Consider the following 26165-nt stretch of genomic DNA (forward strand, 5'->3'; position numbering starts at 1 on the left):
GTTACTGGATCACCACCTTGACGACGCCGGTGAGGGCGATCTGGGCGAGGGAGAGGGGGACGAGAAGGGTCCAGGAGAGCTTCTGCAGCTGGTCCTCGCGCAGCCGCGGGTAGGTGACGCGCAGCCAGATCACGATGAAGGCGAGGACGGCCGTCTTCAGCAGAGTCCAGACCCAGCCGAGACCGTCGGCACCCCAGGGGCCGTGCCAGCCGCCCAGGAACAGGACGGTGGTCAGCCCGCACAGGACGACGATCCCGGCGTACTCGGCGAGGAGGAAGAGAGCGAAGCGCAGCCCGGTGTACTCGGTGTAGGCGCCGAAGATGATCTCCGAGTCGGCGACGGGCATGTCGAAGGGCGGGCGCTGGAGTTCGGCGAGGCCGGCGACGAAGAAGACGATCGCGCCGACGATCTGCCAGGGCAGCCACCACCACTCGAAGGCGTCGAGGATGCCGACAAGGGAGACCGTGCCGGCCGCCATCGCGACGGAGGCGGCGGTCAGCAGCATGGGGAGTTCGTAGGCGAGGAGCTGCGCGGCGGTGCGCAGACCACCGAGAAGGGAGAACTTGTTGGCGGAGGCCCAGCCGGCCATGAGCGAGCCGAGGACGCCGACGCCCATGACCGCCAGGACGAAGAAGATGCCCGCGTCGACGACCTCGCCGACCGCGCCTTCGCCCGGGCCGATGGGGATGGCCAGGAGCACGAGCAGATACGGAAGGAGGGCCACGGCAGGGGCGAGCTGGAAGATACGGCGGTCGGCGCCGGCCGGGACCACGTCCTCCTTCTGCGCGAACTTCACGCCGTCGGCGACGAGCTGGGCCCAGCCGTGGAAGCCACCGGCGTACATGGGGCCGAGGCGGCCCTGCATATGAGCCATCACCTTGTGCTCGGTCTGGCCGACGAGCAGGGGGAAGGTCAGGAAGACGACGAAGACGATCAGGAGTCGCAGGGTGACGTCGAGAGCGTCGTTCACCGCGGGCCTCCTGCGGGGTCGGTTCCTTCGTCGGGGTGGTCGGTGGGGTGATCGGCGGGCTGATCGGTCTGGTCGTCGGCCGACCCGTCGGGCTGCTCGGCGGTCTCCTTGCCGGGCCGGGGGTCGTCCTGCCGCTCTTCCCGCGCGGTCTGTTCCTCGTGCGCGGTCGGTTCGGGGGCCGTTTCCTCGAAGGCCGGGCGGGCGTGGTGCCACGGGGCGTCCGGGCTGCGCGGAGCCCTGGGGGCGGCGGGGGCGCCGGTGCCGGGGGCGGCCGAGTCCGGGGCGGGTGTGCCCGGGGCCGGGCCGTCGTCCGGGGTGGCCGGTGCCGGTGCCTCCCCCTCTCCCTCCGGGGCCGGAGCCGTGGGGGTCGACGCTTCGGGTGCGGGGCGTTGGCTGGCCGAGCCCTCCGAGGCGCTGCGGGAGCGCCGGGGCGTGGCCGGGGTGCGCTGGGACGCCGAGCCCTCGCTCACACTACGGGCGCGGCGGGCCGGGGGCGCCGTGGTGCCGGGCTCGGCCGGGGCCCCGGCTTCCGCCCCGGTGACCGGGGCCTCGGACCCAGTGCCGACCGGGGTCTGGGCCTCGGCTCCCGCTCCAGTGGCCGGGGGCTGGGCCTCGGCTCCGGTGACCGGGGTCTGGGCCTCGGCTCCGGTGGCCGGGGGCTGGGCGTCGGCTCCGGGGGCCGTCTGGCTGGCGGAGCCCTGGGATGCCGTGCGGGTGCGGCGGGGCCTGGTGCCGGCGGCGGGGGTGGCCTCCGTCGGGGCGCCCGGCTGGGTCGCCGAGCCTTCGGCGGCGGAGCGGGTGCGGCGTACGGGGCGTTCTCCGGCCGTGCGTCCGGCGGCCCTGGCCGGGCGGGCCGGGGCGGGCGGGAGCTGGCCCTTCAGCGGGCCCCACTCGTTGGGGTCGGGCACGCCGGGCGGCAGCATCTGGCGGCGCTTGGGGCCGCCGTGCTCGGACTCGCCGGGTTCCTTGGCGCCCGGCCACGCCTTGGCGACGCGGGCGGCCAGGACGAAGTCCTTGCGGAGGGGATGGCCTTCGAAGTTCTCGGGGAGGAGGAGGTGGTCGAGGCCGGGGTGGTCGGTGAACTCCACGCCGAACATCTCGTGGGTCTCGCGTTCGTGCCAGGTGGCGCCGGCGTAGACGCCGACGGCTGAAGGGAGGGTCGGCGACTCGTGGGGGACGGTCGTACGGACCAGGAGACGGCGGACGGGCGCGAGGGCGGCGACGTGGGCGGCGACGCGGAAGCCGGTGCCGGGTTCGTCGACGGCGCTGAGCCAGTCGAAGTAGGTGCAGCCCAGGGTGTCGCGGGCGGTCTCCAGGGCGGTGATCCAGGTCGCCGGGGGCACGTCGACCGTGAGGACGTCGTAGGACTCCTCGGCGGTGGCCTCCGGGCCGAACAGTTCCTCGGCCGGGGCGGGCAGCCAGCCGATCGTCGTCATCGCCCGGCCTCCCCCGCGTCGGTGTCCGTGGCGGTGGCGCTGGCAGCATCGCCGGAAGTCGCCGTGCCCGGCGTCTCAGGACCCCGTACCAGCCCGCTCTGGAGGGCGGCCGTGGATGGGCGGGAGGTGGCGTAGCGGTCGGCCAGCGACTCCTCGGCGATCTTCTCCTGGAGCTTGAGGATGCCCTGGAGGAGCGCCTCGGGGCGGGGCGGGCAGCCGGGGACGTAGACGTCGACCGGGATGATCTGGTCGACGCCCTTGGTGACGGAGTAGGAGTCCCAGTAGGGGCCGCCGCAGTTCGAGCAGGCGCCGAAGGAGATGACGTACTTCGGCTCGGGCATCTGCTCGTACAGCCGCTTCACGGCAGGTGCCATCTTGTCGGTGACCGTGCCGGAGACGACCATCAGGTCGGCCTGGCGCGGGCCGGGCGCGAACGGGATCACGCCGAGCCGGATGAAGTCGTGGCGGGCCATCGACGCGGCGATGAACTCGATGGCGCAGCAGGCGAGGCCGAAGTTGAAGACCCAGAGCGAGTAGCGGCGGCCCCAGTTGAGGATCACCTTCATCGGCTCCGGAGCCAGGCGGGCGAGCGCGCCCAGCCGCTTCGGCTCCGGCAGCAGAACCGGCTGCTCGTTGGTGTCTGGCGTCACGTCCATGCCAGGACGCCCTTCTTGTATCCGTAGAGCAGGCCCACGGCCAGGAACCCCAGGAAGACGAACATCTCGACGAGCGTGGTGGCGCCGTAGCCCGGGGCGGCGAAGACCGTCGCCCAGGGGAAGAGGAAGATCGAGTCGATGGCGAAGATCACGTAGAGGAAGGCGTACACGTAGTAGCGGACCTGGGTGTGGGCCCAGCCCTCGCCGACGGGGTCGACGCCGCACTCGTAGGTGAGGAGCTTCTCGGGTGTGGGGACCACGGGTCGCAGCAGGCGGCCCGCGCCGAAGGCGACGGCGACGAACAGCACGCCGACGACGGCCAGCAGCCCGACGACCGAGTAGGACTGGAAGTAGTCCGCCGAGACGACGACGTCATACCCATCCGCCGCGACGACGACGGTCTGTTCCGACACGTCCGTCCCTCGCTCCCTGACCTCGTGACCGATGTCCCAGGACCAGGCTCCGCCCCGTCCGGGGCCAGTGTCCTGCGACGCGTGATCTCGTGAACAGTGCCGTGAACGTCGCTGTCGACGCTGTTCGACGATCTGTACGCACGGGAGTCTAGGCCCTGCTAAAGACACCGTAAGCAGCCCGTCACGCCTCTGGTTCCCGTCGGGAGGCGAGGAGCATGCTCCTCGAGGCGGCGAGAAGCGTCCCGCGGGCCCGCGGCGGACGCCCGGAGGTGGGGTTTTCCCCAGGGTGCGGAGGCGGTCCACTCCATGGCGCGCGGGCGGCGCGCGCGGCACGCTGACCCGTATGACCGAACGCCCCACCTCCTCGCAGCCCTCCTCGCGGGACGCCTCCGGGCCGTCCGACAGCACGCAGCCGCCGCTGCCGCCCGCCCGTTTCGCCTACGACCGGCACACCTGGAAGGAGATCGCGCACCTGCTGGCGAACTTCCCGGTGTCGCTGGTGGGCTTCATCTATGTGGTGACGGTGTTGTTCACCAGTGCCGGATTGACGGTGACGGTGATCGGGTTCCCGTTGCTCGCGGGCGGGCTGATGGGCGCGCGGCAGTTGGGCAAGCTGGAGCGGGCGCGCGCGCGTGCGCTGCTCGGGGTGCGGGTGGACGAGCCGAGCAGGCTGCCGCTGAGCGGCGGGAAGGACGGTTTCTTCCCGCAGCTGTGGCTGGCGCTGAAGGACCCGGTGGGCTGGCGGACGGTCCTGTACGACTTCATCCGGCTGCCGTGGGGCGTCCTCACGTTCGTCATCACGCTGACGTCGTTGTTCGTGCTGTGGCCGGTTCTGCCGTTCATCGCGCGGGGTCTGTCGAACGCGGACCGGGCGATGGTGCGCGGGCTGCTGTCGCCCTCCGACGAGTTGGAGCGCCGGATCGCCGAGCTGGAGTCGGACCGCGGGGTCGTGGTCGACACGGCGGCCGCCGATCTGCGCCGTATCGAGCGCGACCTGCACGACGGGGCGCAGGCCCGTCTGGTCAACCTAGCCATGGGGCTGGGCCTGGCCAAGGAGAAGCTGCTGGAGGACCCCGACGCGGCGGCGGAGATGGTCGCGGAGGCGCACGGCGAGGTGAAGCTGGCCCTGCAGGAGCTGCGCGATCTGGCCCGGGGCATCCACCCGGCCGTCCTGACCGACCGGGGTCTGGACGCCGCCCTGTCGGCGGTCGCGTCGCGCTGCACGGTGCCGGTGAAGGTGACCGTGGACCTGCCGGCGCGACCGGCCGAGGCCATCGAGGGCATCGCCTACTTCACGGTCTCCGAGCTGCTGCAGAACGTCAGCAAGCACAGCGCGGCGGCGTCCGCGTCGGTGGACGTGTGGCGCCGGGACGACCGGCTGCTGATCCAGGTGCGGGACGACGGCCGCGGTGGTGCGCGCCTGGACGGCGGCACGGGGATGCGCGGGCTCGCCGACCGGCTGGGCGCCGTGGACGGGCTGTTCGTCGTCGACTCCCCCGACGGCGGCCCCACGACGGTGACGGCCGAGCTTCCGTGGCGGCCGCGTGCGGCGGGCCAGGGGTAGGCACACCCAGGGGACGGCCCAGGGGTAGGGAAAACCCCCCGTCCAAGAGGCCGACGGTCTCCATGGTCCGGGCACGCGGGGTCGAGGAGGGTGGAGGTACGACGGCACAGCCTCGCACGGGGGCTGAGGGACGAGGAGAACGGACGACGCCGATGGCCACGGAGTACGGACAGGGTTACGGGCACGGGCTCGGCCACCCCGAGCACGGGTTCCCCGAGCACGGTGAGCGGCGGCACCGGATGCCGGCCGTGCTGCGCGCGCCGTTCGCGGCACGCACCTGGCGGGAGTTCGGCTACGTCCTGCTGGGTCTGCCGATCAGCATCATGCTCTTCGTGTACGCGGTCACGATGGTGTCGCTGGGGGCGGGCCTGCTGGTGACGTTCCTCGGGGTGCCGGTGCTGGCGGCGGCCCTGGCCGGCTGCCGGGGCTTCGCGGCGCTGGAGCGGGTACGCGCGCGTGCCCTGCTCCACCTGGACGTGGGCGACCCGGAGCCGTTGCGGACCCGCTCGGGCGGCTTCATGGCGTGGGTCGGCGCGGTGCTGAAGAGCGGGACGTCGTGGCGGTCGGTGCTGTACGCGGTGCTGCACTTCCCGTGGGCGGTGTTCTCCTTCTCCGTCGCGGTGAGCCTGTGGACGTACGGGTGGGCGCTGCTGACGTATCCGCTGTGGTTCTGGGTCTTCCCGGTCTGGGCGGGGCAGGACGGCCTGCAGCTGTTCGGCGACGAGACGCACAGCATCTACCTCGACAACCCGTTCGAGATCACCGTCACCGCGCTGGTCGGGCTGGTGTTCACGCTGGCCACGCCGTGGATCATCCGGGCGCTGACGACGGTCGACCGGGTGATGGTGCACGGTCTGCTCGGGCCGTCGCAGCTGGCCACGCGCGTGGTGGAGCTGGAGTCGGACCGCGGGGTCGTCGTGGACACCGCCGCCGCCGATCTGCGCCGTATCGAGCGTGACCTGCACGACGGGGCGCAGGCCCGCCTGGTGGCCCTGGCCATGGATCTGGGGCTGGCCAAGGAGAAGCTGACGGAGGACCCGCAGGCGGCGGCGCGGATGGTCGACGAGGCCCACGGCGAGGTGAAGACGGCCCTGCAGGAGCTGCGCGATCTGGCCCGCGGCATCCACCCGGCCGTCCTGACCGACCGCGGTCTGGACGCGGCCCTGTCGGCGGTGGCGTCGCGGTGCACGGTGCCGGTGGAGGTCCAGGTCGATCTGGAGCAGCGCCCGGTGCCGGCGATCGAGGGCATCGCGTACTTCACGGTCTCCGAGCTGCTGCAGAACATCAGCAAGCACGCGCGGGCCACCTGGGCGTCGGTGGACGTGTGGCGGGTGGAGAACCGGCTGATGCTCCAGGTCGTGGACAACGGCGTCGGTGGCGCCGACGTGTCCGCCGGCTCGGGGCTTGCGGGGCTCGCGGAGCGGCTCGACGCGGTCGACGGCATCCTCGTGGTCGACTCGCCGCAGGGCGGTCCGACCCGTGTGACGGCGGAGCTGCCCTGGCGGACCGTCTGAAGCGTTCTTGAACCGCCCCCGCGTCGGGCGGGGAGGCAAGTGAGGATCCGGCTCCGGATGTTCGGGGCCGGATCGCCGTGTGCGGGTTATCCACAGGCCCCCTCCGAGCGAGCCGCACGCGGGATACTGAGGTCGCGAGGACGTCAGGGCCGGGGGGATGCCCGGCCGATTCCCAGGGCGCGGGGGGCCGAGGATCGTGGAGGACAGGGTGCGGGTGGTCATCGCCGAGGATTCGGTGCTGCTGAGGGAGGGACTGACGCGGCTGCTGACCGACCGCGGGCACGACGTGGTGGCGGGTGTCGGGGACGGTGAGGCGCTGATCAAGACCATCACGGAGCTGGACGCCCAGGGGGAGCTGCCGGACGTGGTGGTCGCGGACGTACGGATGCCGCCGACGCACACGGACGAAGGGGTGCGGGCGGCCGTGCAGCTGCGCAAGGCACATCCCGGTCTGGGGGTACTCGTTCTCTCGCAGTACGTGGAGGAGCGGTACGCCACGGAGCTGCTGGCCGGGTCCAGCCGCGGGGTCGGCTATCTGCTGAAGGACCGCGTGGCGGAGGTCAGGGAGTTCGTGGACGCCGTGGTGCGGGTGGCCCAGGGGGGTACGGCCCTCGACCCGGAGGTCGTGGCCCAGCTGCTGGGCCGCAGCCGCAAGCAGGACGTGCTCGCCGGGCTCACTCCGCGGGAGCGGGAGGTGCTCGGGCTGATGGCGGAGGGCCGGACCAACTCGGCGATCGCCCGGCAGCTGGTCGTGAGCGACGGAGCCGTGGAGAAGCACGTCAGCAACATCTTCCTCAAGCTCGGGCTGTCCCCGAGCGACGGGGACCACCGGCGGGTCCTCGCGGTTCTCACCTATCTGAATTCCTGACGTCTCCGGACTCCTGAGATGACCGATCTCCTGACATGACCGATCTCCTGACGTGACCGATCTCCTGACGTGACCGGACTCCTGACCTGTACGAACTCCCGACGCGGCCCGTCGGGAATCGGGCCGGCCGGGATTCGACCCACAGGGATTCACCCACACGGGTTCGGTCAGGGGTTCGATAATCGCACGGCAATCGAACGGCAACCGAAGGAAGAACTCGCAGCGTCTTCAAGTTCAGCGCCGGGGGGCTGGTGAATCATGGGGAGCAAAGGTGGGGCCGCGGTTTCATCATCAAGTCCGTCATGCGAATGGCCCCGGGAGAGCGACCTTTACGGACGTAGGGTTGATCCTGGGAAGGCTTGCGGGAAGGCCAGCCCAGACAGCCGCCTCGAGGGAGGTCCAGTTCAGTGACCAGCCAGGTCAGTAGCCCAGCGGAGCAGGCCGACGAAGCCGTCGTAGGAGAGCAGCGCAATCCGGCAGGAACGACGAAGGACGTACGCCGGCTGGATCGGGTGATCATCCGTTTCGCCGGGGACTCGGGCGACGGTATGCAGCTCACCGGCGACCGCTTCACCTCGGAGACGGCGTCCTTCGGAAACGACCTGTCGACCCTGCCGAACTTCCCGGCGGAGATCCGGGCCCCCGCCGGCACGCTGCCGGGCGTGTCGTCCTTCCAGCTGCACTTCGCCGACCACGACATCCTGACCCCGGGCGACGCGCCGAACGTGCTGGTCGCGATGAATCCGGCGGCCCTGAAGGCCAATATCGGTGATCTTCCGCGCGGGGCGGAGATCATCGTCAACACGGACGAGTTCACCAAACGGGCGATGCAGAAGGTCGGCTATGACACCTCGCCCCTGGAGGACGGCTCCCTCGACGGTTACAGCCTTCACCCGGTGCCGCTGACGACGCTCACGGTCGAGGCGCTGAAGGAATTCGATCTCACCCGTAAAGAGGCCGAGCGCAGCAAGAACATGTTCGCGCTGGGCCTGCTGAGCTGGATGTATCACCGGCCCACGGAGGGCACGGAGAAGTTCCTGAAGTCGAAGTTCGCCAAGAAGCCCGATATCGCGGCCGCCAATATCGCCGCCTACCGCGCGGGGTGGAACTTCGGCGAGACGACGGAGGACTTCGCCGTCTCCTACGAGATCGCCCCGGCGACGAAGGCGTTCCCCGTGGGCACCTACCGGAACATCTCCGGGAACCTCGCCCTGTCGTACGGCCTGATCGCGGCGTCCCGGCAGGCCGACCTGCCGCTGTATCTGGGGTCGTACCCGATCACCCCGGCCTCGGACATCCTGCACGAGCTGAGCCGGCACAAGAACTTCGGTGTACGCACGTTCCAGGCCGAGGACGAGATCGCCGGGATCGGGGCGGCGCTCGGCGCGGCCTTCGGCGGTTCGCTCGCGGTGACCACGACGTCCGGTCCGGGTGTGGCCCTGAAGTCGGAGACCATCGGGCTCGCCGTGTCCCTGGAGCTGCCGCTGCTGGTCATCGACATCCAGCGCGGCGGTCCCTCGACCGGTCTGCCGACGAAGACGGAGCAGGCGGACCTCCTGCAGGCGATGTACGGGCGCAACGGTGAGGCGCCGGTCCCGGTGATCGCCCCCTGCACACCGGCGGACTGTTTCGACGCGGCCCTGGAGGCGGCCAGGATCGCGCTGACGTACCGCACGCCCGTGATGCTGCTGTCGGACGGCTATCTGGCGAACGGCTCCGAGCCGTGGCGGATCCCGGGGGTCGACGAGCTGCCGGATCTGACGGTGCAGTTCGCCCAGGGGCCGAACCACACCCTGGACGACGGCAGCGAGGTGTTCTGGCCGTACAAGCGCGACCCGCAGACGCTCGCCCGCCCGTGGGCGGTGCCGGGCACGCCGGGTCTGGAGCACCGCATCGGCGGCATCGAGAAGGAGGACGGCACGGGCAACATCTCGTACGCCCCCGCCAACCACGACTTCATGGTGCGCACCCGCCAGGCCAAGATCGACGGCATCGAGGTCCCGGACCTGGAGGTCGACGACCCGCACGAGGCGACCACGCTGGTGCTGGGGTGGGGATCGACGTACGGCCCGATCACGGCGGCGGTCCGCCGGCTGCGCACCGCGGGTGAGTCGATCGCGCAGGCCCATCTGCGGCATCTGAACCCGTTCCCGCGCAACCTGGGCGCGGTGCTCGCACGGTACGAGAAGGTGGTGATCCCCGAGATGAACCTCGGGCAGCTCGCCACCCTGGTCCGGGCGAAGTACCTGGTGGACGCCCACTCGTACAACCAGGTCAACGGCATGCCGTTCAAGGCGGAACAGCTCGCCAAGGCTCTGAAGGAGGCCATCGATGCCTGAGACGTCCCCGGAAGGCACGGGCACGATCGAGGCGCTCTCGCTCATCCCCAAGGCCACGGCCCGCCAGTCCATGAAGGACTTCAAGTCCGACCAGGAGGTGCGCTGGTGCCCCGGCTGCGGTGACTACGCGATCCTCGCCGCGGTGCAGGGCTTCATGCCGGAGCTGGGCCTGGCCAAGGAGAACATCGTCTTCGTCTCGGGCATCGGCTGCTCGTCGCGCTTCCCCTACTACATGAACACGTACGGGATGCACTCCATCCACGGGCGCGCGCCCGCGATCGCGACCGGGCTCGCGACCTCGCGCCGCGATCTGTCGGTGTGGGTGGTCACGGGCGACGGTGACGCGCTGTCCATCGGCGGCAACCACCTGATCCACGCCCTGCGCCGTAACGTCAACCTCAAGATCCTGCTGTTCAACAACCGGATCTACGGTCTGACGAAGGGGCAGTACTCTCCGACCTCCGAGCTCGGCAAGATCACCAAGTCGACGCCGATGGGTTCGCTGGACGCGCCCTTCAACCCGGTGTCGCTCGCGCTCGGCGCCGAGGCGTCGTTCGTGGCGCGCACGGTGGACTCCGACCGCAAGCACCTCACGCAGGTGCTGCGGGAGGCGGCCGCCCACCAGGGGACGGCGCTGATCGAGATCTATCAGAACTGCAACATCTTCAACGACGGCGCCTTCGAGGTGCTGAAGGACAGACAGCAGGCGGAGGAGGCGGTGATCCGGCTGGAGCACGGGCAGCCGATCCGATTCGGGACCGACCGTTCGCGCGGTGTCGTGCGGGACGCCGCCACGGGTGATCTGAAGGTCGTGACGGTGACCCCGGAGAACGAGTCGCTGATCCTGGTCCACGACGCGCACTCCGCGTCGCCGACGACGGCGTTCGCCCTCTCCCGGCTGGCCGACCCGGACACCCTGCACCACACGCCGATCGGGGTGTTCCGCGCGGTGGACCGCCCGGTGTACGACACGCTCATGTCCGAGCAGCTCGACACCGCGATCGAGCAGAACGGCAAGGGTGATCTGGCGGCGCTGATGGCGGGCGGGGACACCTGGACGGTCGTGGGCTGACCTCGGCCGGGTCATGATCGTGTGGCTCGGGGGCGGTCGGGAGCGTGTGCTCCGGGCCGCCCCCGCTGCTGTTCCGTTGTCTTGACCGACACCGGCCGCGCGGTCAGCCCTGTGTCGCCGTCGCGTCGTTCTTACGGCTGTCGTACGCCTCGCGCGCCCGCTGCACGTCGTCCATCCGGCGCTCGGTCCACAGGGCGAGGGCGCGCACCTGCTCGGCGGCCTCGCGGCCCAGGTCGGTCAGGGAGTAGTCGACCCTCGGCGGGATCACCGGTTTGGCGTCGCGGTGGACCAGGCCGTCGCGCTCCAGGGTCTGGAGCGTCTGGGTCAGCATCTTCTCGCTGACCCGCCCGATCGTCCGGCGCAGCTCACTGAAGCGGTACGGGCGGTCGAGGAGTTCCATCAGGACGAGGACGCCCCAGCGGCTGGTCACATGCTCCAGGACCAGGCGGTACGGGCACATCTCCTCGCCGGCCGTGTACGTGCCGGGCGCCATGCGGGACGCACCCGGGGTGCCGGGTACGGTTGAGACGGTACTTACTGCCATGCCCGTACCTTACTTCAAAGTGGGTACTTTCCAACAGTTAGTGCCGGTCCTAGGGTGAGTGACACCGCACCCCACAAGGAGTTCTGATCATGAGCATCGTCGTCACCGGAGCCACCGGGAACCTGGGCCGCCATGTCGTGGAGCAGCTGCTGGAGAAGGTCCCGGCCGACCAGGTCACCGCCGTCGTCCGCACCCCGGAGAAGGCGGCCGACCTCGCCGCACGCGGCGTACGGATCGCCGTCGCCGACTACGACGCGCCGGAGACCTTCGACGGGCTGTTCGCCGCCGGCGACAAGGTGCTCCTCATCTCCGGCAGCGAGGTCGGCGGCGCCCGGGTCGCCCAGCACCGCACGGTCATCGAGGCCGCGAAGACCGCCGGTGTCGCCCTCCTCGCGTACACCAGCGCCCCCGGCTCGCTGACCGCCGCCCTCGCCGACGACCACCGGGCCACCGAGGAGGCGCTGCTCGCGTCGGGTGTGCCGTATGTGCTGCTGCGCAACGGCTGGTACCACGAGAACTACACCGAGAACCTCGCCCCGGTGCTGGAGCACGGCGCCGTCACGCACGCCGCCGGTGACGGCCGGGTCTCCTCCGCCGCCCGCGCCGACTACGCGGCGGCCGCCGTCGCCGTACTGACCGGCGAGGGGCACGAGAACACGACGTACGAGCTGGGGGGCGACGTCGCCTGGAGCTTCGGCGAGTACGCGGCGGAGCTGAGCCGGCAGACCGGCCGGGAGATCGCCGAGAACCCCGTCTCCGCCGAGACGCTGACCGGGATCCTGGCCGGTGCGGGGGTCCCCGAGCCGTTCGCCGCGGTCCTGGCGGGCGTGGACACCTCGATCGCCAAGGGAGAGCTGGTCATCGACAGCGGTGACCTGTCCCGGCTGGCGGGCCGCCCGACCACTCCGCTCGCCGACGCGATCGCCGCCGCGCTCAAGGGCTGAGCCCGGTCCCGCCCCTCGGGCGCACCCCCGCCTGTCATGACCGTATGGCGATACGGACATGACAGGCGGGGGTCTTCGGCGTTACCTTCGATCGGGTTCGTGGCAGCGGCCGCGCGACCGGGGTGAGAGCGTGAAGGAGGGGCCGTGACCCGGAAATCCAGGGGCGAGCGGCACATAGGCCTGCTGAACGGATTCGCGGCGTACGGCATGTGGGGGCTGGTCCCCCTCTTCTGGCCGCTGCTCAAGCCGGCCGGCGCGGTCGAGATCCTCGCCCACCGGATGGCGTGGTCCCTGGTGTTCGTGGCCGTCGCGCTGGTCTTCGTCCGGCGCTGGGCCTGGGCGGGTGAGCTGCTGCGGCAGCCCCGGCGGCTGGCGCTGGTCGCGGTGGCGGCGGCGGTGATCACCGTGAACTGGGGCGTCTACATCTGGTCCGTGAACTCGGGCCATGTGGTCGAGGCGTCGCTCGGGTACTTCATCAATCCGCTCGTCACCATCGCCATGGGCGTGCTGCTCCTGAAGGAGCGGCTGCGGCCCGTGCAGTGGGCGGCGGTCGGGATCGGCTTCGCCGCGGTCGTCGTCCTCACGGTCGGCTACGGCCGGCCGCCGTGGATCTCCCTCACCCTCGCGTTCTCCTTCGCCACGTACGGGCTCGTGAAGAAGAAGGTCAACCTCGGCGGGGTGGAGTCGCTGGCCGCGGAGACCGCGATCCAGTTCCTGCCCGCCGTGGGCTATCTGGTGTGGCTGTCGGCGCAGGGCGAGTCGACGTTCGCGACCGAGGGCGCCGGGCACATGGCGCTGCTCGCGGCCACCGGCATCGTGACCGCGCTGCCGCTCGTCTGCTTCGGCGCGGCGGCGATCCGCGTGCCGCTGTCGACGCTGGGCCTGCTGCAGTACCTGGCGCCGGTGTTCCAGTTCCTGCTCGGCATCCTGTACTTCCACGAGGCCATGCCGGCCGAGCGGTGGGCCGGGTTCGCGCTGGTGTGGCTGGCGCTGACGCTGCTCACGGCGGACGCGTGGCGTGCCGCGCGGCGGGCCAGGGTCGCCGCCGCGATCGCCGCCGCACCGCGCACGGCGGAGAAGCCGGCCTCGTCGGCTTCGGCGGCCGTGGACGCCTGACACCGGCGGTCCCAGAAATCCCGGATCTGCGGCCGGATTACGCCGACTGGCGATTCCCGTTGCGCCCCGAACACCCGCCCCCTACAAGTGGTGCATGACTCAGGAACCCGCGAGCCGCCCCGCCCCGCTGCACTGGAAGGTCGTCGTCGACTGCGCCGACCCGCAGGCCCAGGCCGACTTCTGGGCGGCCGCGCTGCACTACGAGGCCGAGGACAACAACGCGCTCATCGAACGGCTCCTGGAACTGGGCGCCCTGCCCCGGGAGGCCACCGTCGAGTTCCACGGCCGGCTCGCGTTCCGGGACCTGGTGGCCGTACGGCATCCGGACGACCCGTACGACGAGGACAGCGGGACCGGTCTGGGGCGGCGGGTGCTGTTCCAGCGGGTGCCGGAGCCCAAGACCGTGAAGAACCGGCTGCACCTGGACGTCCACACGGCGTCCGGAGCGCGCGAGGCCGAGGTGGAGCGGCTGGAGAAGCTGGGGGCGGACGTCCTGCGGCGGGTGAGCGAACCGGCCGGCGAGTGGGTGACGATGACGGACCCGGAGGGGAACGAGTTCTGCGTGCACTGAGCTGCACGCCGTAACGAGTTCTGCGTGCACTGAGCTGCACGCCATATCGGCAAAGGCTGCTGCCGCGCGCCGGGTGAACGCGCATCGCCGGGTGAACGCCGTGTCCGGACTGCGCTCTTGACGGAAAGTCAGATTCCGCCTGACCATCCAGTCACCCCATTCACCCGGATCCCCTGTGGCCATCCCACAGGATCCCCCTGGACTTCGGGAGCCCCCCACATGAAGCTCTCCGTCTCCGGGCGCGCGACGGCGGCTGGTGCCGTCGCGGTCGCCCTCCTGCTCACCGGCGGATCCATAGCAGGCGCGTCACCGGGGGCCCAGCCCCTCGCCGCCGCGCCCGACATCCCGCTCGCGAACGTGAAGGCGCACCTCAGCCAGTTCCAGTCCATCGCCACGGCCAACGGCGGCAACCGCGCCCACGGCCGCCCCGGCTTCAAGGCGTCCCTCGACTATGTGAAGGCCAAGCTGGACGCCGCCGGCTACACGACGACCATCCAGCAGTTCACGTCGTCCGGCCGCACCGGCTACAACCTCATCGCCGACTGGCCCGGCGGCGACCCCGACCAGGTCCTCATGGCCGGCTCCCACCTCGACGGCGTCACCTCGGGGCCCGGCATCAACGACAACGGCTCCGGCTCGGCGGCGGTCCTGGAGACCGCGCTCGCCGTGTCCCGGGCCGCCCACCGGCCGGCGAAGCATCTGCGGTTCGCCTGGTGGGGCGCGGAGGAGCTGGGGCTCGTCGGCTCCCGCTACTACGTCAACAACCTGTCCAGCGCCAACCGCGCGAAGATCACCGGCTATCTGAACTTCGACATGATCGGCTCCCGGAACGCCGGGTACTTCGTCTACGACGACGACCCCACGATCGAGAAGACCTTCAAGGACTACTTCGCCGGTCTCGGCGTCGCGACGGAGATCGAGACCGAGGGCGACGGACGCTCCGACCACGCGCCCTTCAAGAGCGCGGGCGTGCCGGTGGGCGGGCTGTTCACCGGGGCGAGCCGTGCGAAGACCTCCGCACAGGCGGCCAAGTGGGGCGGCACGGCGGGGCAGGCCTTCGACCGCTGCTACCACTCGTCCTGCGACACGACGTCCAACATCAACGACACCGCACTCGACCGCAACAGCGACGCCCTCGCCCACGCGGTGTGGGAGCTGTCCGAATAGGAACTCGTGAGCGACAGGCGCCGGTGAATATCAGGCGCCCGTAACGACGAGCGCCCGTCGCGATCAGGCGCCCGTCGCTCCGTCGGCCCGGGCGGCCCGTGCCGCGAGCCGGTCCATACGGGCCCGGGCCGACTCCAGTTCCTCGGCCTCCTCGGCGGTCGGTACGCCCTCGGCGACGAGGTCGTTCCACAGGCCGAGGAGGTTCCGGCCGAGCTCCTGCCCCAGGGCCGGGTCCCGGACGGCCCGCCAGGCCGTGGCCGCGCCCTGGAGGCTGCTGTACGACGCCTCCGCGTCACCGGTCCGGCGGTACGCCCACGCCACGTCGAGGGCCAGCGCGAAGGCGCTTTCCGGTTCGCCCGCCAAGTAGGCGATGTAGGCGTCGAGTTCGCGCATCCGGAGCACTTCGGGGTGGTCGACGCCCATCAGGGCGGCAGCCTCGGCCACGGCCCGCCCCACCAGCTCGGCCGCCTCGGCGGTCCGCCCCGCGCGCACGGCGTCATGGACCCGCGCCATCGGCCCGGCGAACGGCGAGACGTCGGCGGCGGCACCGGGCTGCGGCTGCGCGTCGTCGTCGAGCACGCTCTCGGCGACGGCGTCGAAGCCTCGGGGCGGCGCGGGCTCGGGGGCCGAGACCGGAAGCGACTCCGGGTCCGGTACGGCGGATGCCGTCGGGAGCGGTCGCGGCTCCGGCGCCACGCGTACGTCCGAGGCGCGTACGTCCGGAGCCGGGGCGTCCGAAACCCGGGCGTCCGAGGCCGGGGCGTCCGAAGTCCGGGCGTCCGGCGCCGGGGCATCCGTGGACCCGGCGTCGGGGGCAGCCCCGTAGCCGTCCATGACCGGCGGCGGCCCGAACTCCCCCAGCGGGGCCGCGACCGTGCCGGGAGCCGCGCCATCCGTCCGGCGGGACACCGTACGCAGCCGGAACGTGGGCGGCGCGTCCGGCTCGGGTGCCCTCCGCGGCCGGAGGACCCGCGTGGCCCGGTCCTCCTCGGGCTCCACGACGGAAGAGGCGGGCGGCACCGGCACACCCGGCGTGTCGGGTACGTGTGCGGGTTCCGTGCGCAACGGCTCGGCGGTGTAGCGGCTGGAACCGTCCTGCTCCACGCACAGCGGCACGACGTACCCGATGCGCTCGTCGTGGACCATCGCGTGCACCGGATGCCCGGCGGCCACGGCGATCCGGTGCAGATGGGTCAGCACGGCCCGCTGGATCTCCTCGCCCGGCGCCGCGGTGACGGGCACCCCGCCGATCGACGCGCCGGGCCCGGCGACCGGGACGCGTACGTCGATCGGCGCCTGCGCCGCGGATCCCTCGGCGGACGCGGCGCGTTTCTGTTCCCGCTTCATCGCGCGGCTGAGACGAGACATCGCTTCCTCACTCGCATGCGCCGGGCAGGCGGTCGTTCAGGTCGGACACATCGTGGACGTCGGTGACGCCGCGACGTCGAACACGTCGTTAACGCCGGACACGCCGTACGCGTACTGTCGAGTCTCTCCGGCCGCGGGCGGCGCGGGCGTCACCAGGACGTCACAGACTCGTTCCAGGAGCTTGTGCCACGCCACGGCGTTCTCATGCCTCCCCCACACCGGGATCATGGCGTGACGAGGGAGGAGCGCGGGCATGCGCACCGACATGCGGGAACAGCAGGGGCCGTCCGGCCGGGGCCCGGAGATCTGGCTGCGCGGACCGGTCCCCCTTCCCGACGACCCGCCGCCCCCGCCCCCGCCCGCTCCCGGCACCCCCCGGCGCTTCTCCTGGATCGGCCTGCACGGCGGGGCGGGCGTCACGACCCTCGCGACGGTGTACGGCGGCCAGGACTGCGGGCGCAACTGGCCCGGCCCGCACGACCCGCGCTCGGTGCTGCTGGTCGCGCGGACCCACGCGTCCGGGCTGGCCACCGTGCCCGGCGCCCTCGACCTCTTCCGGCGCGGGGCGGCTCCGCAGGGGCTGGACCTCGAAGGCGTCGTGCTGGTCGCGGACGCTCCGGGCCGGCTGCCGCGCCCCCTCGCCGACCGCGTCAGTGCACTCGAAGCGGTGATCGACGTGTACCGGGTGCCGTGGGTGCCGGACTGGCGGCTCGGCGATCCGCCCGGCCCTCCGGCCCAGCCGCCTCGGCAGACGGAGGCGCTGGCGCGGTTGACCGGCCACGGGCGCTGACCCATGCCGGACCGCAGCCCCACCACATCCGAGGAGCCCGGCTCCCAGCCCCCGATCTCGGCTCGTTCGGCGGTGTCGATCGCCTCGGCCGTCCGGGCGGGGACCGTGCGCGCGGTGGACGTGACCACGGACGCCCTCGACCGGATCGAGCGCCTCGACCGTGCCCTGTCCGCCTTCGCCGAGGTGTGGGACGAACGGGCACTGGAGTGCGCCCGCGAGGTGGACGCCCGGATCGACGCGGGCGAACACCTGCCGCTGGCCGGGGTCCCGATCGGGGTGAAGGGCCGCCACGGACTGCGTACGGCGGGCCCCTTGCTCGCGGCGGGATGCGTGCCGGTCGGCGCTACGTCGGTACCAGGGCCGGGGACCCCGTGGCAGACCTGGGGTGCGGGACGGTACGGCCGTACGGTCAATCCCTGGCGGCGCGACCGGACGCCGGGCGGCTCGTCGGCCGGTTCGGCGGCGGCGGTCGGGGCGGGGCTGGTGCCGCTCGCCACGGGGAACGACGGCGCCGGGTCGGTACGGATTCCGGCCGCGTGGTGCGGAGTCGTCGGCCTGAAGGTGACGAACGGCCGTTTCCCCACCGCGGATCCCACGGGGCTCATGGCGCCAGGGGTACTCACCCGGCGCGTGGCCGACGCGGCGGCGTACTGGGGCGTGATGGCGGGCGACACGCGCCCCCGCACGCCCGAGCCGGCCATCCCACCCGAGCCGGCCGCACCCACCGCCCTCTGGTCCCCCGACCTGGGTTTCGCCTCTCCCGATCCGGAGGTCGTGGCGGTGGCGCACGCGGCCACCGTGCGGCTCGCCGAGGCCGGTGTCGTCCGGCTCTTGGATTCGGAGCACCCCTTCCGGCTCGCGGACACGGAACACCCCTTCCGGCTCGAGGATCCGGCCCCGGCGTGGCTCGCCCTGCGCAGTCCCGAGGCGGACCCCTCCCCCATGGCCACCGTGCACATCCGGGCCGTCAACGACCGTCGCCTCGCCGCCCTCTTCGACCGCACCCGCCTGCTTCTGACGCCGACGGCCCCCACCCCGCCGCACGGCCACGAGGGTCCAGGCGACCGGTACTCCACCGCGCTCACCTGGGCGTTCAACCTGAGCGGGCATCCGGCGATCAGCATTCCGGCCGGATTCGGGCCGGACGGCTGCCCGGTGGGGCTGCACCTGGTGGCGGCGCACGGCCGGGAGGCGTCGCTGCTCGCGGTGGCGGAGGCGGCCGAGGGCGTTCTGGGTCCCTGGACGGCAGCTACATGCACACGCATATAATGCAGGGGCACTTAATCGCCGTGCACCATCACCTGGGGGACCGATGACCCGCCGCTTCCTGTTCGTCCTCGGCAGCAGCCGTCCGGACGGCAACACCGAACTGCTGGCCCGCCGCGCCGCCGAGCAGCTGCCCGAGGGCGTGGAACAGCAGTGGATCGACCTCGCGGCCCACCCGTTGCCCGACTTCGAGGATCTGCGCCACGACAGCGACCATGTGCGGCCGACGGAGGGGAACGTCGCACTCCTGCTGGACGCCACGCTTGCGGCCACGGACGTCGTGATCGTCTCGCCGCTGTACTGGTACGCGGTGTCCGCGCACGTCAAGCGCTACCTCGACCACTGGTCGGGCTGGCTGCGCACCCCCGGCCTCGACTTCAAGGCCACCTTGGCCGGGCGCACCCTCTGGGGCGTCACCGCACTCGCCCACGACGAGCAGGTGGTCGCCGATCCGCTGATCGGCACCCTCAACAACTCGGCCGCGTACATGGGGATGCGGTTCGGCGGGGTGCTGCTCGGCAACGGCAGCAAGCCCGGTGACGTACTGCGGGATGAGGAGGCGCTGAGCCGGGCGAAGACCTTCTTCGCCCAGGACGCGCCGCTCGCGCGCTTCCCGTACGAGGACCGGGCCGCCTGACCGCTGCACCGGGTACGACTGCGGCCCGACCCACGGGGGGCCGGGCCGCAGTCGTCCCACTTCGCGGAGCTACTTGGCCGAGTCGGCCGCCTTCACCAGCGTGGCCTTGTCGACCGCGCCGACGTAGACCTTGCCGTCGTCGGTGATCAGGGCGTTGATCAGGCGCGTCGAGAAGACCGTGCCCGAGCCGAACTTCCCGCTGGCCTTGTCGCCCAGCGAGTCGAGGAACCCGCCCAGGTCGCCGCCGACCTCGGACCCCGACGAAACGCCGGTGCCGCCGGTGTCGAAGACCGCCACCGTGTTCCAGCCCTCGCCGATGATCTCGGGACCGCCCTCGGCCCCCTTGCCGGAGTGACCGGGCGCGGGCGCCTTGGAGCCGAAGCCCTTCTCCAGCTCCTTCTCGAAGTCCTTGCGGGCGTCGGCCTCGCCCCCGGCCGACTCGCCCTCCTCGGTGACCTTCGCGCCCTTGGGCGGGGTGAAGTCGAAGGTGGAGGCGGCGGGCTTGGCGAAGCTGACCTGCGTGAAGCCGGCGTCGACCACGGCGGCGCCACCGCTCGCGGGGGTCAGCGTGAACTTCAGCGGCAGCCCGGTCTTCGCGTCCACCGCCACGGTGATCGCGCCGACCGTGGTGCCCGACTGCTTCGGCTTGATGAGCAGCCGGTAGGCGTCCCGGCCGGCGACGTGCGCGGTGCCGTCGACGGTGACCGACGTCGTGTCGTCGACCGCCTTCAGCGCCTCCTCGGTGAGCCCCTTGGGGGTGGCGGCGCCCTCGTCGGGCCTGCCCTCACCCTTGCCTTCGCCCTTCCGCTCCGCGTCGTCGGCGGTGCCGTGGAAGACCTCGTCGGACTTGCTGTCGTAGCCCCAGACGTCCTTGCCGTTGTGGATGAGGCTGTACTCGGAGCCGCCGTCCACCAGGGACAGCTTCTGCCGGTCCTCGCCGTCGACGGCGACGCGCAGCGTGTGCGTGCCGGAGGCCAGCTCGGTCAGCCTGGCCGACGGGTCGGCGGACGAACCGTCGCCCGATCCCGATCCCGTGATGCCCGAGGTGAGGCTCGACTCCAGGCCGCCGAGGTCGGGCAGCCCCAGATCCGTCGTGATCTTGAAGGTGCCGGACAGCTGCTGGACGTCCGACTCGGCGATCTTCTCGATCAGTTGCTGCGCGGTGATCTCCGGCAGGTCCGGGTCCCCGGCGTCGGCGAGCGCCGGGACGAGCCCGATCGTCGCCGCGGCGATCCCCACCACCGTGACCGGGACGACGTACCGTGCGGCCCTGCGCCGGCCCGCACGCGAGTCGTCGCCCTCCCCCGCGGTCGTACTGTCGTCGACTTCGTACGGTGCCATGTGTGCCCTACCTCCGTCGTCGGCGGCGGCCGTCCGTTCCGTCTTCGCGCCCGTGGGTCTCCCGACCCGGCATCCGTCCACCCCTGAGGCCGCCATTCTCACCCGAACCGGTGAGGACTGGGGTTTCCGTGATGTCCATCTGACCAAATCGGGCAGGGAGTTTCGTCAACCTGCGGAGCCAACTCCGCGTACACCTGCGGTATGACGCCGGAGGGGTGGACGTCCCCCGACCCGTAGGGGTCGAGGGGTGGACGTTGCGAAGGGTGCGGCGGGGTGGAGGGCCGAGCGCCTCAGCCGGCGCGGTGCACCACGGCGTCGCACAGCTCCATCAGCGCGGCCTTCGCGTCGTTCTCCGGCAGCGGCGCCAGCGCGGCACGCGCGTCCTCCGCGTAGCGGACGGTGTCCCGGCGCGCCTGCTCCAGCGCCGGGTGCTCCCGCAGGGCGGCCAGCGCCTCCGCGAGCCGGTCGTCGTCACTGAGATCGGAGTCCAGCAGCTCGCACAGGGCGATGTCCTCCGGCAGGCCCAGGCGCTCCGCGCGCTCGCGCAGCCGCAGCACCGGCAGCGTCGGGATGCCCTCGCGCAGATCGGTGCCGGGCGTCTTGCCGGACTCGTGGGAGTCGCTCGCGATGTCCAGGACGTCGTCCGCCAGCTGGAAGGCGACCCCGAGCCGCTCGCCGTACTGCGTGAGCACGTCGACCATGGTCTCGTCGGCGCCCGACATCATCGCCCCGAAGCGGCAGGACACCGCGACCAGCGAGCCGGTCTTGCCGCTCAGCACGTCGAGGTAGTGCTCCACGGGGTCCCGGCCGTCCTGCGGCCCGGCCGTCTCCAGGATCTGCCCGGTGACCAGCCGCTCGAACGCCTCGGCCTGCACCCGCACCGCCTCCGGCCCGAGGTCGGCCAGGATGTGCGAGGCGCGCGCGAAGAGGAAGTCGCCGGTCAGGACGGCGACGGAGTTCCCCCAGCGGGTGTTCGCGCTGTCCACCCCACGCCGGACCTCGGCCTCGTCCATCACGTCGTCGTGGTACAGCGTCGCCAGATGCGTCAGCTCCACCACCACGGCCGACGGCACGATCCCCGGGGCATACGGGTCCCCGAAGCGCGCGGCGAGCATCACCAGCAGCGGCCTGAAGCGCTTCCCGCCCGCCCGCACCAGGTGCTGGGCGGCCTCGGTGATGAAGGGGACCTCACTCTTGGTGGCTTCGAGCAGTCCCTCCTCGACAGCCGCCAATCCGGCCTGGACATCGGCTTCCAGAGCCTGGTCCCGCACGCTCAGCCCGAACGGCCCGACGACGGTCACGAGGGGTCTCCTGTCTGCTGGTGTCTTTCGGCTGGTTACACGGTTTGTCGATAGGTCGCTGCCATCACTCAAGTCAGCGTATCCGGTCACGTTTCGATCACCGATGCCGCCCACCCGTCCACCACGGGCGACATCGGTTCACGGTCGGTATGTTTTTCGATCACCTGATAAGGGTGGAGATTCATCGATTTATCGGCATGTCACTGTGTGTAGTCGCACCGGCACCCGCCACTCCGTATCGCCGATCACGGACCCGCTCCCTACGGCAGCCCGTCTACCCCGGCCCGCCCCGGAGACGCCCTCTCCGCCACCTCCACCTGTCCGGCCACTCGGCACCCGCACACCCCCGCGCCCGACACCCACTCAACGACGCGCACGGCATGCGAGGTTCCCCGACGCGTCCACAAAACGGACTTTCCGAACTCAAGGGACAGATAGGCGAGCTGGCGACACCCGTCCGACGGGCAGGCAATAAACGGGGAGTTGGAGCCATTGCCCGATTTGCCGTTGTTGTGATCGCCGTGAGTTGGGTCACGCGGCACCGCCCCTCACCCCTTCCCGCCGGAGCCCTTCGTCGCCTTACGGCAAAAGCGAGTTGAGCGTTGGCAACCGCAAAGGATCAAGTACCCCATACACCCCAGACCATGGTCAACTAGCACGTCAGGTGTCTGCGGCACTTGTTCCCGACATGTGCTCTCGCATACGTTCCCGCTCTGTCGGGCGGACGCCGAATCCTGCCGCCGCCCGAGTCATCCACCTACGCACTCACGCACGGCAGGAGCGGGGGACCCAGGTAAGTCGCCGTATCGGACGCCTTGATGGCGGCCCGGTCCGGCTAGGGGTGAAGTCGCGTCGTCGCACGACGGCACGACCGGGCATCTCCCGCCCGAACCCGACAGCTCACCTCGCAGGCGCCGGAGAGGAACGAACAGCGCCATGTCCCGAGGCAAGCACCGCCGCACCCGTACCAGCCCGCTCGCCCGCCGCGTCATCGCCGCCGGCACCGGTACCGCCGCCCTCGCGCTCCCCCTGCTGGGCGCCACCACCGCGAGCGCCGCCGAGCCCGCCAAGGTCTCCACCGTGGCCAAGACCGGCTCGGTCAGCTACACCACCAAGAAGGGCGACACCCTCTACGGGATCGCCGACCGCTACGACGCCCAGGGCGGCTGGCGTCAGCTCTACAAGGACAACCGCAAGGCCATCGGCGACAACCCGCGGCTGATCCACCCGGGTGTCGACCTGAAGGTCCGCGCCACGAAGAAGGCCACGCCGGCGAAGGCGAACACCGCGTCCGCCCCCGTCAAGAAGTCCGCCGTCGCCCAGGCCACCCAGGCCTCCGCGAAGACCTACGCGAACAACCTCGACGGCTGGATCCGCGAGGCGCTGGACATCATGGCGCAGAAGGGGATCCCCGGAAGCTACGAGGGCATCCACCGCAACATCATGCGGGAGTCCTCGGGCAACCCGGCCGCCATCAACAACTGGGACTCCAACGCCGTCGCGGGCACCCCGTCCAAGGGCCTGCTCCAGGTCATCGACCCGACCTTCGCGACGTACCACGTGGCGGGCACCGCGTACGACCCGTTCGACCCGGTCGCGAACATCACGGCCGCGTGCAACTACGCGGCCGCGCGCTACGGCTCGATCGACAACGTGAACGGCCCCTACTAGGCCCCACGTTCCGGCCCGCGTTCCGGCCCCACGTTCCGCCGGGCGCCTCCCCTGTCCGACAGGTCTAGTAGGGGAACTCGGCCAGGCTGCAGGCGAACAGTCTCTCGAGGACGACGGCGATGCCGTCGTCCTCGTTGGACAAGGTGATCTCGTCCGCGACCGCCTTGAGCTCCGGGTGCGCGTTGGCCATCGCCACCCCGTGGGCCGCCCAGTCGAACATGGGGATGTCGTTGGGCATGTCCCCGAAGGCGATCGTCTCGTGCGGGCCCAGACCGAGGTGCTCGGCGGCGAGCGCGAGGCCGGTCGCCTTGGTGATGCCGCATGGCTGGAGTTCGACGGTGCCCGGCCCCGACATGGTGACCGTCGCCAGCGAACCCACCACCGCGCGGGCCGTCGCCGCCAACTCGTCGTCGCTCAGCGTCGGGTGGCGCAGCAGCACCTTGCTGATCGGCTCGCACCACAGGTCGTCGCGGTGCCGCACCCGCACGGCCGGCAGGGTGGGGTGCGGCATCAGATACCCCGGTTCGATGAGCGTGAGCCCGTCGACGCCGTCCTGGTCGACCGCCGCGTACACCTGCCCGACCTCGGCCTCGATCTTGCCGAGCGCGGTCTCCGCCAGGTCCCGCTCCAGGGTGATGGACCACAGCAGACGGTTCCGGCCGACGTCGTAGAGCTGCGCGCCCTGCCCGCACACCGCCAGTCCCCTGCTGCCCAGCAAATCCAGGAGGGGCCGCACCCTGGGCGCCGGGCGTCCCGTCACCACCAGGTGCTGGGCACCGGCCACCGCCGCCTGCGCGAGGGCCGCGAGGGACCGGTCGGAGAGCGTGTCGTCACCTCGGAGAAGGGTCCCGTCCAGGTCAGTGGCGATGAGTGAATATGCGATCGGTGCGGCCATGATCAGAGAATACGGACAGGAAGGCCCATCGACTCGACCTGAACCGGACGGCTGCTCGGTTCACATGAGTTGACACTCGTTCCGGTCCCAGTTGTGTCCATGCGCGCACAACCAACGCCCGTTTATGGCGATTTCGCCCCCACGAGATCTTTCCGAACTTCCTGTCGGCGTTACGGTGGGGCGAGTTGGGGCCGTTTCCTTTGTGACCACGCGTGCGACACCACGGCCGGCCCCGGCGACCTGGGACGGAGCCGATCGCCCTCCCCGGCGTCCCCGGCATATTCACCCTGCCCAAGACAGCCACCTCACCCGTAACGTGGGCCCGACCACATGGCTTACGGAGCGTATGAGAGTGAGGCAGCACCCCATGCCCCCCTTCGATCTCCCCGAGGGCGACCCCTTCGGCGCGCACAACCTGCCGTACGGCGTCTTCTCCCTCCCGGGCACGGACTCCGCGCGCCGGGTGGGCGTCCGGCTCGGCGACCACGTCCTCGACGCGGGCCGCGCGGCCCAGGCCCTCGGCTCGCCGTACGCCCCGCTGCTCGCCCAGGAGTCGCTGAACCCGCTGCTCGCCGCGGGCCGCACCACCTGGTCGGACGTCCGGCGGGCGCTGACCGCCTGGGTGACGGTGCCGGCGCACCAGGAGGTGGTCGCGGACCTGTTCCACCCGCTCTCCTCCGTGACGCTGCACCTTCCGTTCGACGTCGCGGACTACGTCGACTTCTACGCCTCCGAGAACCACGCCCGGAACGTCGGCCAGATCTTCCGCCCGGACGCCGAGGACTCCCTCACCCCCAACTGGAAGCATCTGCCGATCGGCTATCACGGTCGCTCCGGCACGGTGGTCGTCTCCGGCACGGACGTCGTCCGCCCTTCCGGTCAGCGCAAGGCCCCCAGCGACCCGGCGCCGGTCTTCGGCCCGTCCGTCCGTCTGGACATCGAGGCCGAGGTGGGCTTCGTCGTGGGCAAGCCGTCCGCGATGGGCACCCCGGTGCCGCTCCGCGACTTCCGTGAGCACGTCTTCGGTCTGTGCCTGCTCAACGACTGGTCGGCACGCGACATCCAGGCGTGGGAGTACGTCCCCCTGGGCCCGTTCCTCGGCAAGTCCTTCGCCACGTCGGTGTCGGCCTGGATCACCCCGCTGGACGCCCTGGACGAGGCCAGGACGGCACCGCCCGAGCGCACGCACCCCCTGCTGCCGTACCTCGACGACTCCGGCGACGAGGCCGAGCCCGGCGGCTACGACCTGCGGATCACCGTGACCGTCAACGGCCATGTGATCTCCGAGCCCCCCTTCTCCACCATGTACTGGACGGGCGCCCAGCAACTCGCCCATATGACGGTGAACGGCGCCTCCCTGCGCACCGGTGACCTGTACGGCTCCGGCACGGTCAGCGGCCCCACGGAGCGCGAGCGCGGCTCCCTCCTGGAGCTGACCTGGAACGGCCGCGACCCGCTGGAACTCCCGGACGGCAAGCGGACGTTCCTCGAGGACGGCGATGTGGTCACCCTGTCGGCGTGGGCGCCCGGGCCGGGTGGCGTGCGGGTGGGCCTGGGCGAGGTCACCGGCCGGATCGTGGCCGGCTGAGGCACGGTCACCGAGTGAGCGGGTGAGCCTGTCGAGTCGGTCACGACCGTGGCTCCGTCGGCTCTTTCCCGCTGACTCCCGCCGGGCTCACCGTCATACTGGCTGGCGGTGGGAAGCGCGTCCCTCGGGGCGAT

23 protein-coding genes and 1 riboswitch are annotated in these 26165 nt (G+C 71.4%); of the genes, 14 read left to right on the top strand and 9 right to left on the bottom strand.

The genetic code is table 11. From position 1 onward, the window contains the following. Window position 1 precedes the first annotated feature (1 nt). From KBY32_RS10190 to KBY32_RS10205, 4 genes are read right to left on the bottom strand one after another with little or no spacing between them, the layout of a single operon-like run. Entirely contained in the window at window positions 2-970 is a 969-nt protein-coding gene (locus KBY32_RS10190) for a complex I subunit 1 family protein (protein WP_115507736.1), read from the bottom strand. Continuing rightward, entirely contained in the window at window positions 967-2406 is a 1440-nt protein-coding gene (locus tag KBY32_RS10195) for an NADH-quinone oxidoreductase subunit C (RefSeq protein WP_210979664.1), read from the bottom strand. Before KBY32_RS10195 ends, KBY32_RS10190 begins: the two co-directional genes overlap by 4 nt. Further along, window positions 2403-3062, bottom strand: coding sequence for an NADH-quinone oxidoreductase subunit B (locus KBY32_RS10200; RefSeq protein ID WP_210979665.1), 660 nt, complete (start codon window positions 3060-3062; stop codon window positions 2403-2405). The genes KBY32_RS10195 and KBY32_RS10200 overlap by 4 nt, the downstream gene beginning before the upstream one ends. Beyond that, window positions 3053-3475, bottom strand: a complete 423-nt coding sequence (locus KBY32_RS10205; protein WP_210979666.1) for an NADH-quinone oxidoreductase subunit A — start codon at window positions 3473-3475, stop codon at window positions 3053-3055. The genes KBY32_RS10200 and KBY32_RS10205 overlap by 10 nt, the downstream gene beginning before the upstream one ends. Window positions 3476-3818: 343 nt before the next feature. Between KBY32_RS10205 and KBY32_RS10210 the strand changes: the two genes are divergently transcribed. The 5 genes from KBY32_RS10210 (at window position 3819) to KBY32_RS10230 (ending at window position 10832) form a co-directional block, all read left to right on the top strand. Further along, window positions 3819-5039, top strand: coding sequence for a sensor histidine kinase (locus KBY32_RS10210; RefSeq protein WP_210979667.1), 1221 nt, complete (start codon window positions 3819-3821; stop codon window positions 5037-5039). A gap of 152 nt (window positions 5040-5191) precedes the next feature. Further along, window positions 5192-6553 carry a sensor histidine kinase gene (locus KBY32_RS10215; protein WP_210979668.1) on the top strand — a complete coding sequence of 454 codons (1362 nt, stop codon included), beginning with the start codon at window positions 5192-5194 and terminating at the stop codon, window positions 6551-6553. Window positions 6554-6710: 157 nt separating this feature from the next. Continuing rightward, complete coding sequence (locus KBY32_RS10220) at window positions 6711-7421, top strand: response regulator transcription factor (protein WP_247689225.1); 711 nt, start codon at window positions 6711-6713, stop codon at window positions 7419-7421. Between the two features lie 407 nt (window positions 7422-7828). Next, complete coding sequence (locus KBY32_RS10225; RefSeq protein ID WP_210979669.1) at window positions 7829-9760, top strand: 2-oxoacid:acceptor oxidoreductase subunit alpha; 1932 nt, start codon at window positions 7829-7831, stop codon at window positions 9758-9760. Continuing rightward, the gene (locus KBY32_RS10230; RefSeq protein WP_210979670.1) at window positions 9753-10832 is read left to right on the top strand and encodes a 2-oxoacid:ferredoxin oxidoreductase subunit beta; all 1080 of its coding nucleotides are present in this window, start codon (window positions 9753-9755) and stop codon (window positions 10830-10832) included. Before KBY32_RS10225 ends, KBY32_RS10230 begins: the two co-directional genes overlap by 8 nt. A gap of 103 nt (window positions 10833-10935) precedes the next feature. Here KBY32_RS10230 and KBY32_RS10235 read toward each other — a convergent pair whose 3' ends face one another. Beyond that, entirely contained in the window at window positions 10936-11325 is a 390-nt protein-coding gene (locus KBY32_RS10235) for a helix-turn-helix domain-containing protein (protein ID WP_234350879.1), read from the bottom strand. Window positions 11326-11465: 140 nt separating this feature from the next. Here KBY32_RS10235 and KBY32_RS10240 point away from each other — a divergent pair, with 140 nt between their 5' ends. The 4 genes from KBY32_RS10240 to KBY32_RS10255 all read left to right on the top strand — a co-directional run bounded on the left by KBY32_RS10240 (window position 11466) and on the right by KBY32_RS10255 (window position 15174). Next, complete coding sequence (locus KBY32_RS10240; protein ID WP_210979671.1) at window positions 11466-12320, top strand: SDR family oxidoreductase; 855 nt, start codon at window positions 11466-11468, stop codon at window positions 12318-12320. A 207-nt stretch (window positions 12321-12527) separates the two neighbouring features. Continuing rightward, complete coding sequence (gene rarD, locus KBY32_RS10245) at window positions 12528-13436, top strand: EamA family transporter RarD (protein ID WP_247689288.1); 909 nt, start codon at window positions 12528-12530, stop codon at window positions 13434-13436. 94 nt (window positions 13437-13530) lie between these two features. Further along, window positions 13531-14007: a VOC family protein gene (locus KBY32_RS10250; protein WP_210979673.1), complete on the top strand. Its 477-nt coding sequence runs from the start codon at window positions 13531-13533 to the stop codon at window positions 14005-14007. A 219-nt stretch (window positions 14008-14226) separates the two neighbouring features. Continuing rightward, window positions 14227-15174, top strand: a complete 948-nt coding sequence (locus KBY32_RS10255; RefSeq protein WP_210979674.1) for a M28 family metallopeptidase — start codon at window positions 14227-14229, stop codon at window positions 15172-15174. A gap of 63 nt (window positions 15175-15237) precedes the next feature. Here the strand turns inward: KBY32_RS10255 and KBY32_RS10260 are convergent, their stop codons facing one another. Continuing rightward, the gene (locus KBY32_RS10260; protein ID WP_210979675.1) at window positions 15238-16542 is read right to left on the bottom strand and encodes a tetratricopeptide repeat protein; all 1305 of its coding nucleotides are present in this window, start codon (window positions 16540-16542) and stop codon (window positions 15238-15240) included. A gap of 253 nt (window positions 16543-16795) precedes the next feature. Here KBY32_RS10260 and KBY32_RS10265 point away from each other — a divergent pair, with 253 nt between their 5' ends. Genes KBY32_RS10265 through KBY32_RS10275 form a run of 3 tightly spaced genes read left to right on the top strand, consistent with a single transcriptional unit; the run spans window position 16796 to window position 19235 of the window. Next, window positions 16796-17332 (top strand): DUF6668 family protein, encoded by a 537-nt coding sequence (locus tag KBY32_RS10265; protein ID WP_210979676.1) that lies wholly within the window; start codon window positions 16796-16798, stop codon window positions 17330-17332. A gap of 3 nt (window positions 17333-17335) precedes the next feature. Further along, entirely contained in the window at window positions 17336-18601 is a 1266-nt protein-coding gene (locus tag KBY32_RS10270) for an amidase (protein WP_210979677.1), read from the top strand. A 43-nt stretch (window positions 18602-18644) separates the two neighbouring features. After that, window positions 18645-19235 carry a flavodoxin family protein gene (locus KBY32_RS10275; protein WP_055622598.1) on the top strand — a complete coding sequence of 197 codons (591 nt, stop codon included), beginning with the start codon at window positions 18645-18647 and terminating at the stop codon, window positions 19233-19235. Window positions 19236-19304: 69 nt separating this feature from the next. Here the strand turns inward: KBY32_RS10275 and KBY32_RS10280 are convergent, their stop codons facing one another. Further along, the gene (locus tag KBY32_RS10280) at window positions 19305-20576 is read right to left on the bottom strand and encodes an outer membrane lipoprotein carrier protein LolA (RefSeq protein ID WP_210979678.1); all 1272 of its coding nucleotides are present in this window, start codon (window positions 20574-20576) and stop codon (window positions 19305-19307) included. Window positions 20577-20866: 290 nt separating this feature from the next. Next, on the bottom strand, window positions 20867-21877 hold the full coding sequence (locus tag KBY32_RS10285; protein ID WP_210979679.1) for a polyprenyl synthetase family protein: 1011 nt from the start codon (window positions 21875-21877) through the stop codon (window positions 20867-20869). A 752-nt stretch (window positions 21878-22629) separates the two neighbouring features. Beyond that, window positions 22630-22806: riboswitch (cyclic di-AMP (ydaO/yuaA leader) on the top strand. A gap of 7 nt (window positions 22807-22813) precedes the next feature. On the opposite strand from KBY32_RS10285, the gene KBY32_RS10290 reads away from it, so the two are divergent. Continuing rightward, complete coding sequence (locus KBY32_RS10290) at window positions 22814-23548, top strand: transglycosylase SLT domain-containing protein (RefSeq protein ID WP_210979680.1); 735 nt, start codon at window positions 22814-22816, stop codon at window positions 23546-23548. A gap of 64 nt (window positions 23549-23612) precedes the next feature. On the opposite strand, the gene KBY32_RS10295 is transcribed toward KBY32_RS10290, so the two are convergent. Continuing rightward, entirely contained in the window at window positions 23613-24443 is an 831-nt protein-coding gene (locus KBY32_RS10295; RefSeq protein WP_210979681.1) for an HAD family hydrolase, read from the bottom strand. A 367-nt stretch (window positions 24444-24810) separates the two neighbouring features. Here KBY32_RS10295 and fahA point away from each other — a divergent pair, with 367 nt between their 5' ends. After that, a complete protein-coding gene (fahA, locus tag KBY32_RS10300) occupies window positions 24811-26031 on the top strand; it encodes a fumarylacetoacetase (protein ID WP_210979682.1) in 1221 nt (406 codons plus the stop codon). The last annotated feature ends 134 nt before the right edge of the window (window positions 26032-26165 follow it).

It is taken from the genome of Streptomyces sp. RK62, from assembly GCF_018070255.1.
GTDB lineage: Bacteria > Actinomycetota > Actinomycetes > Streptomycetales > Streptomycetaceae > Streptomyces > Streptomyces nigra.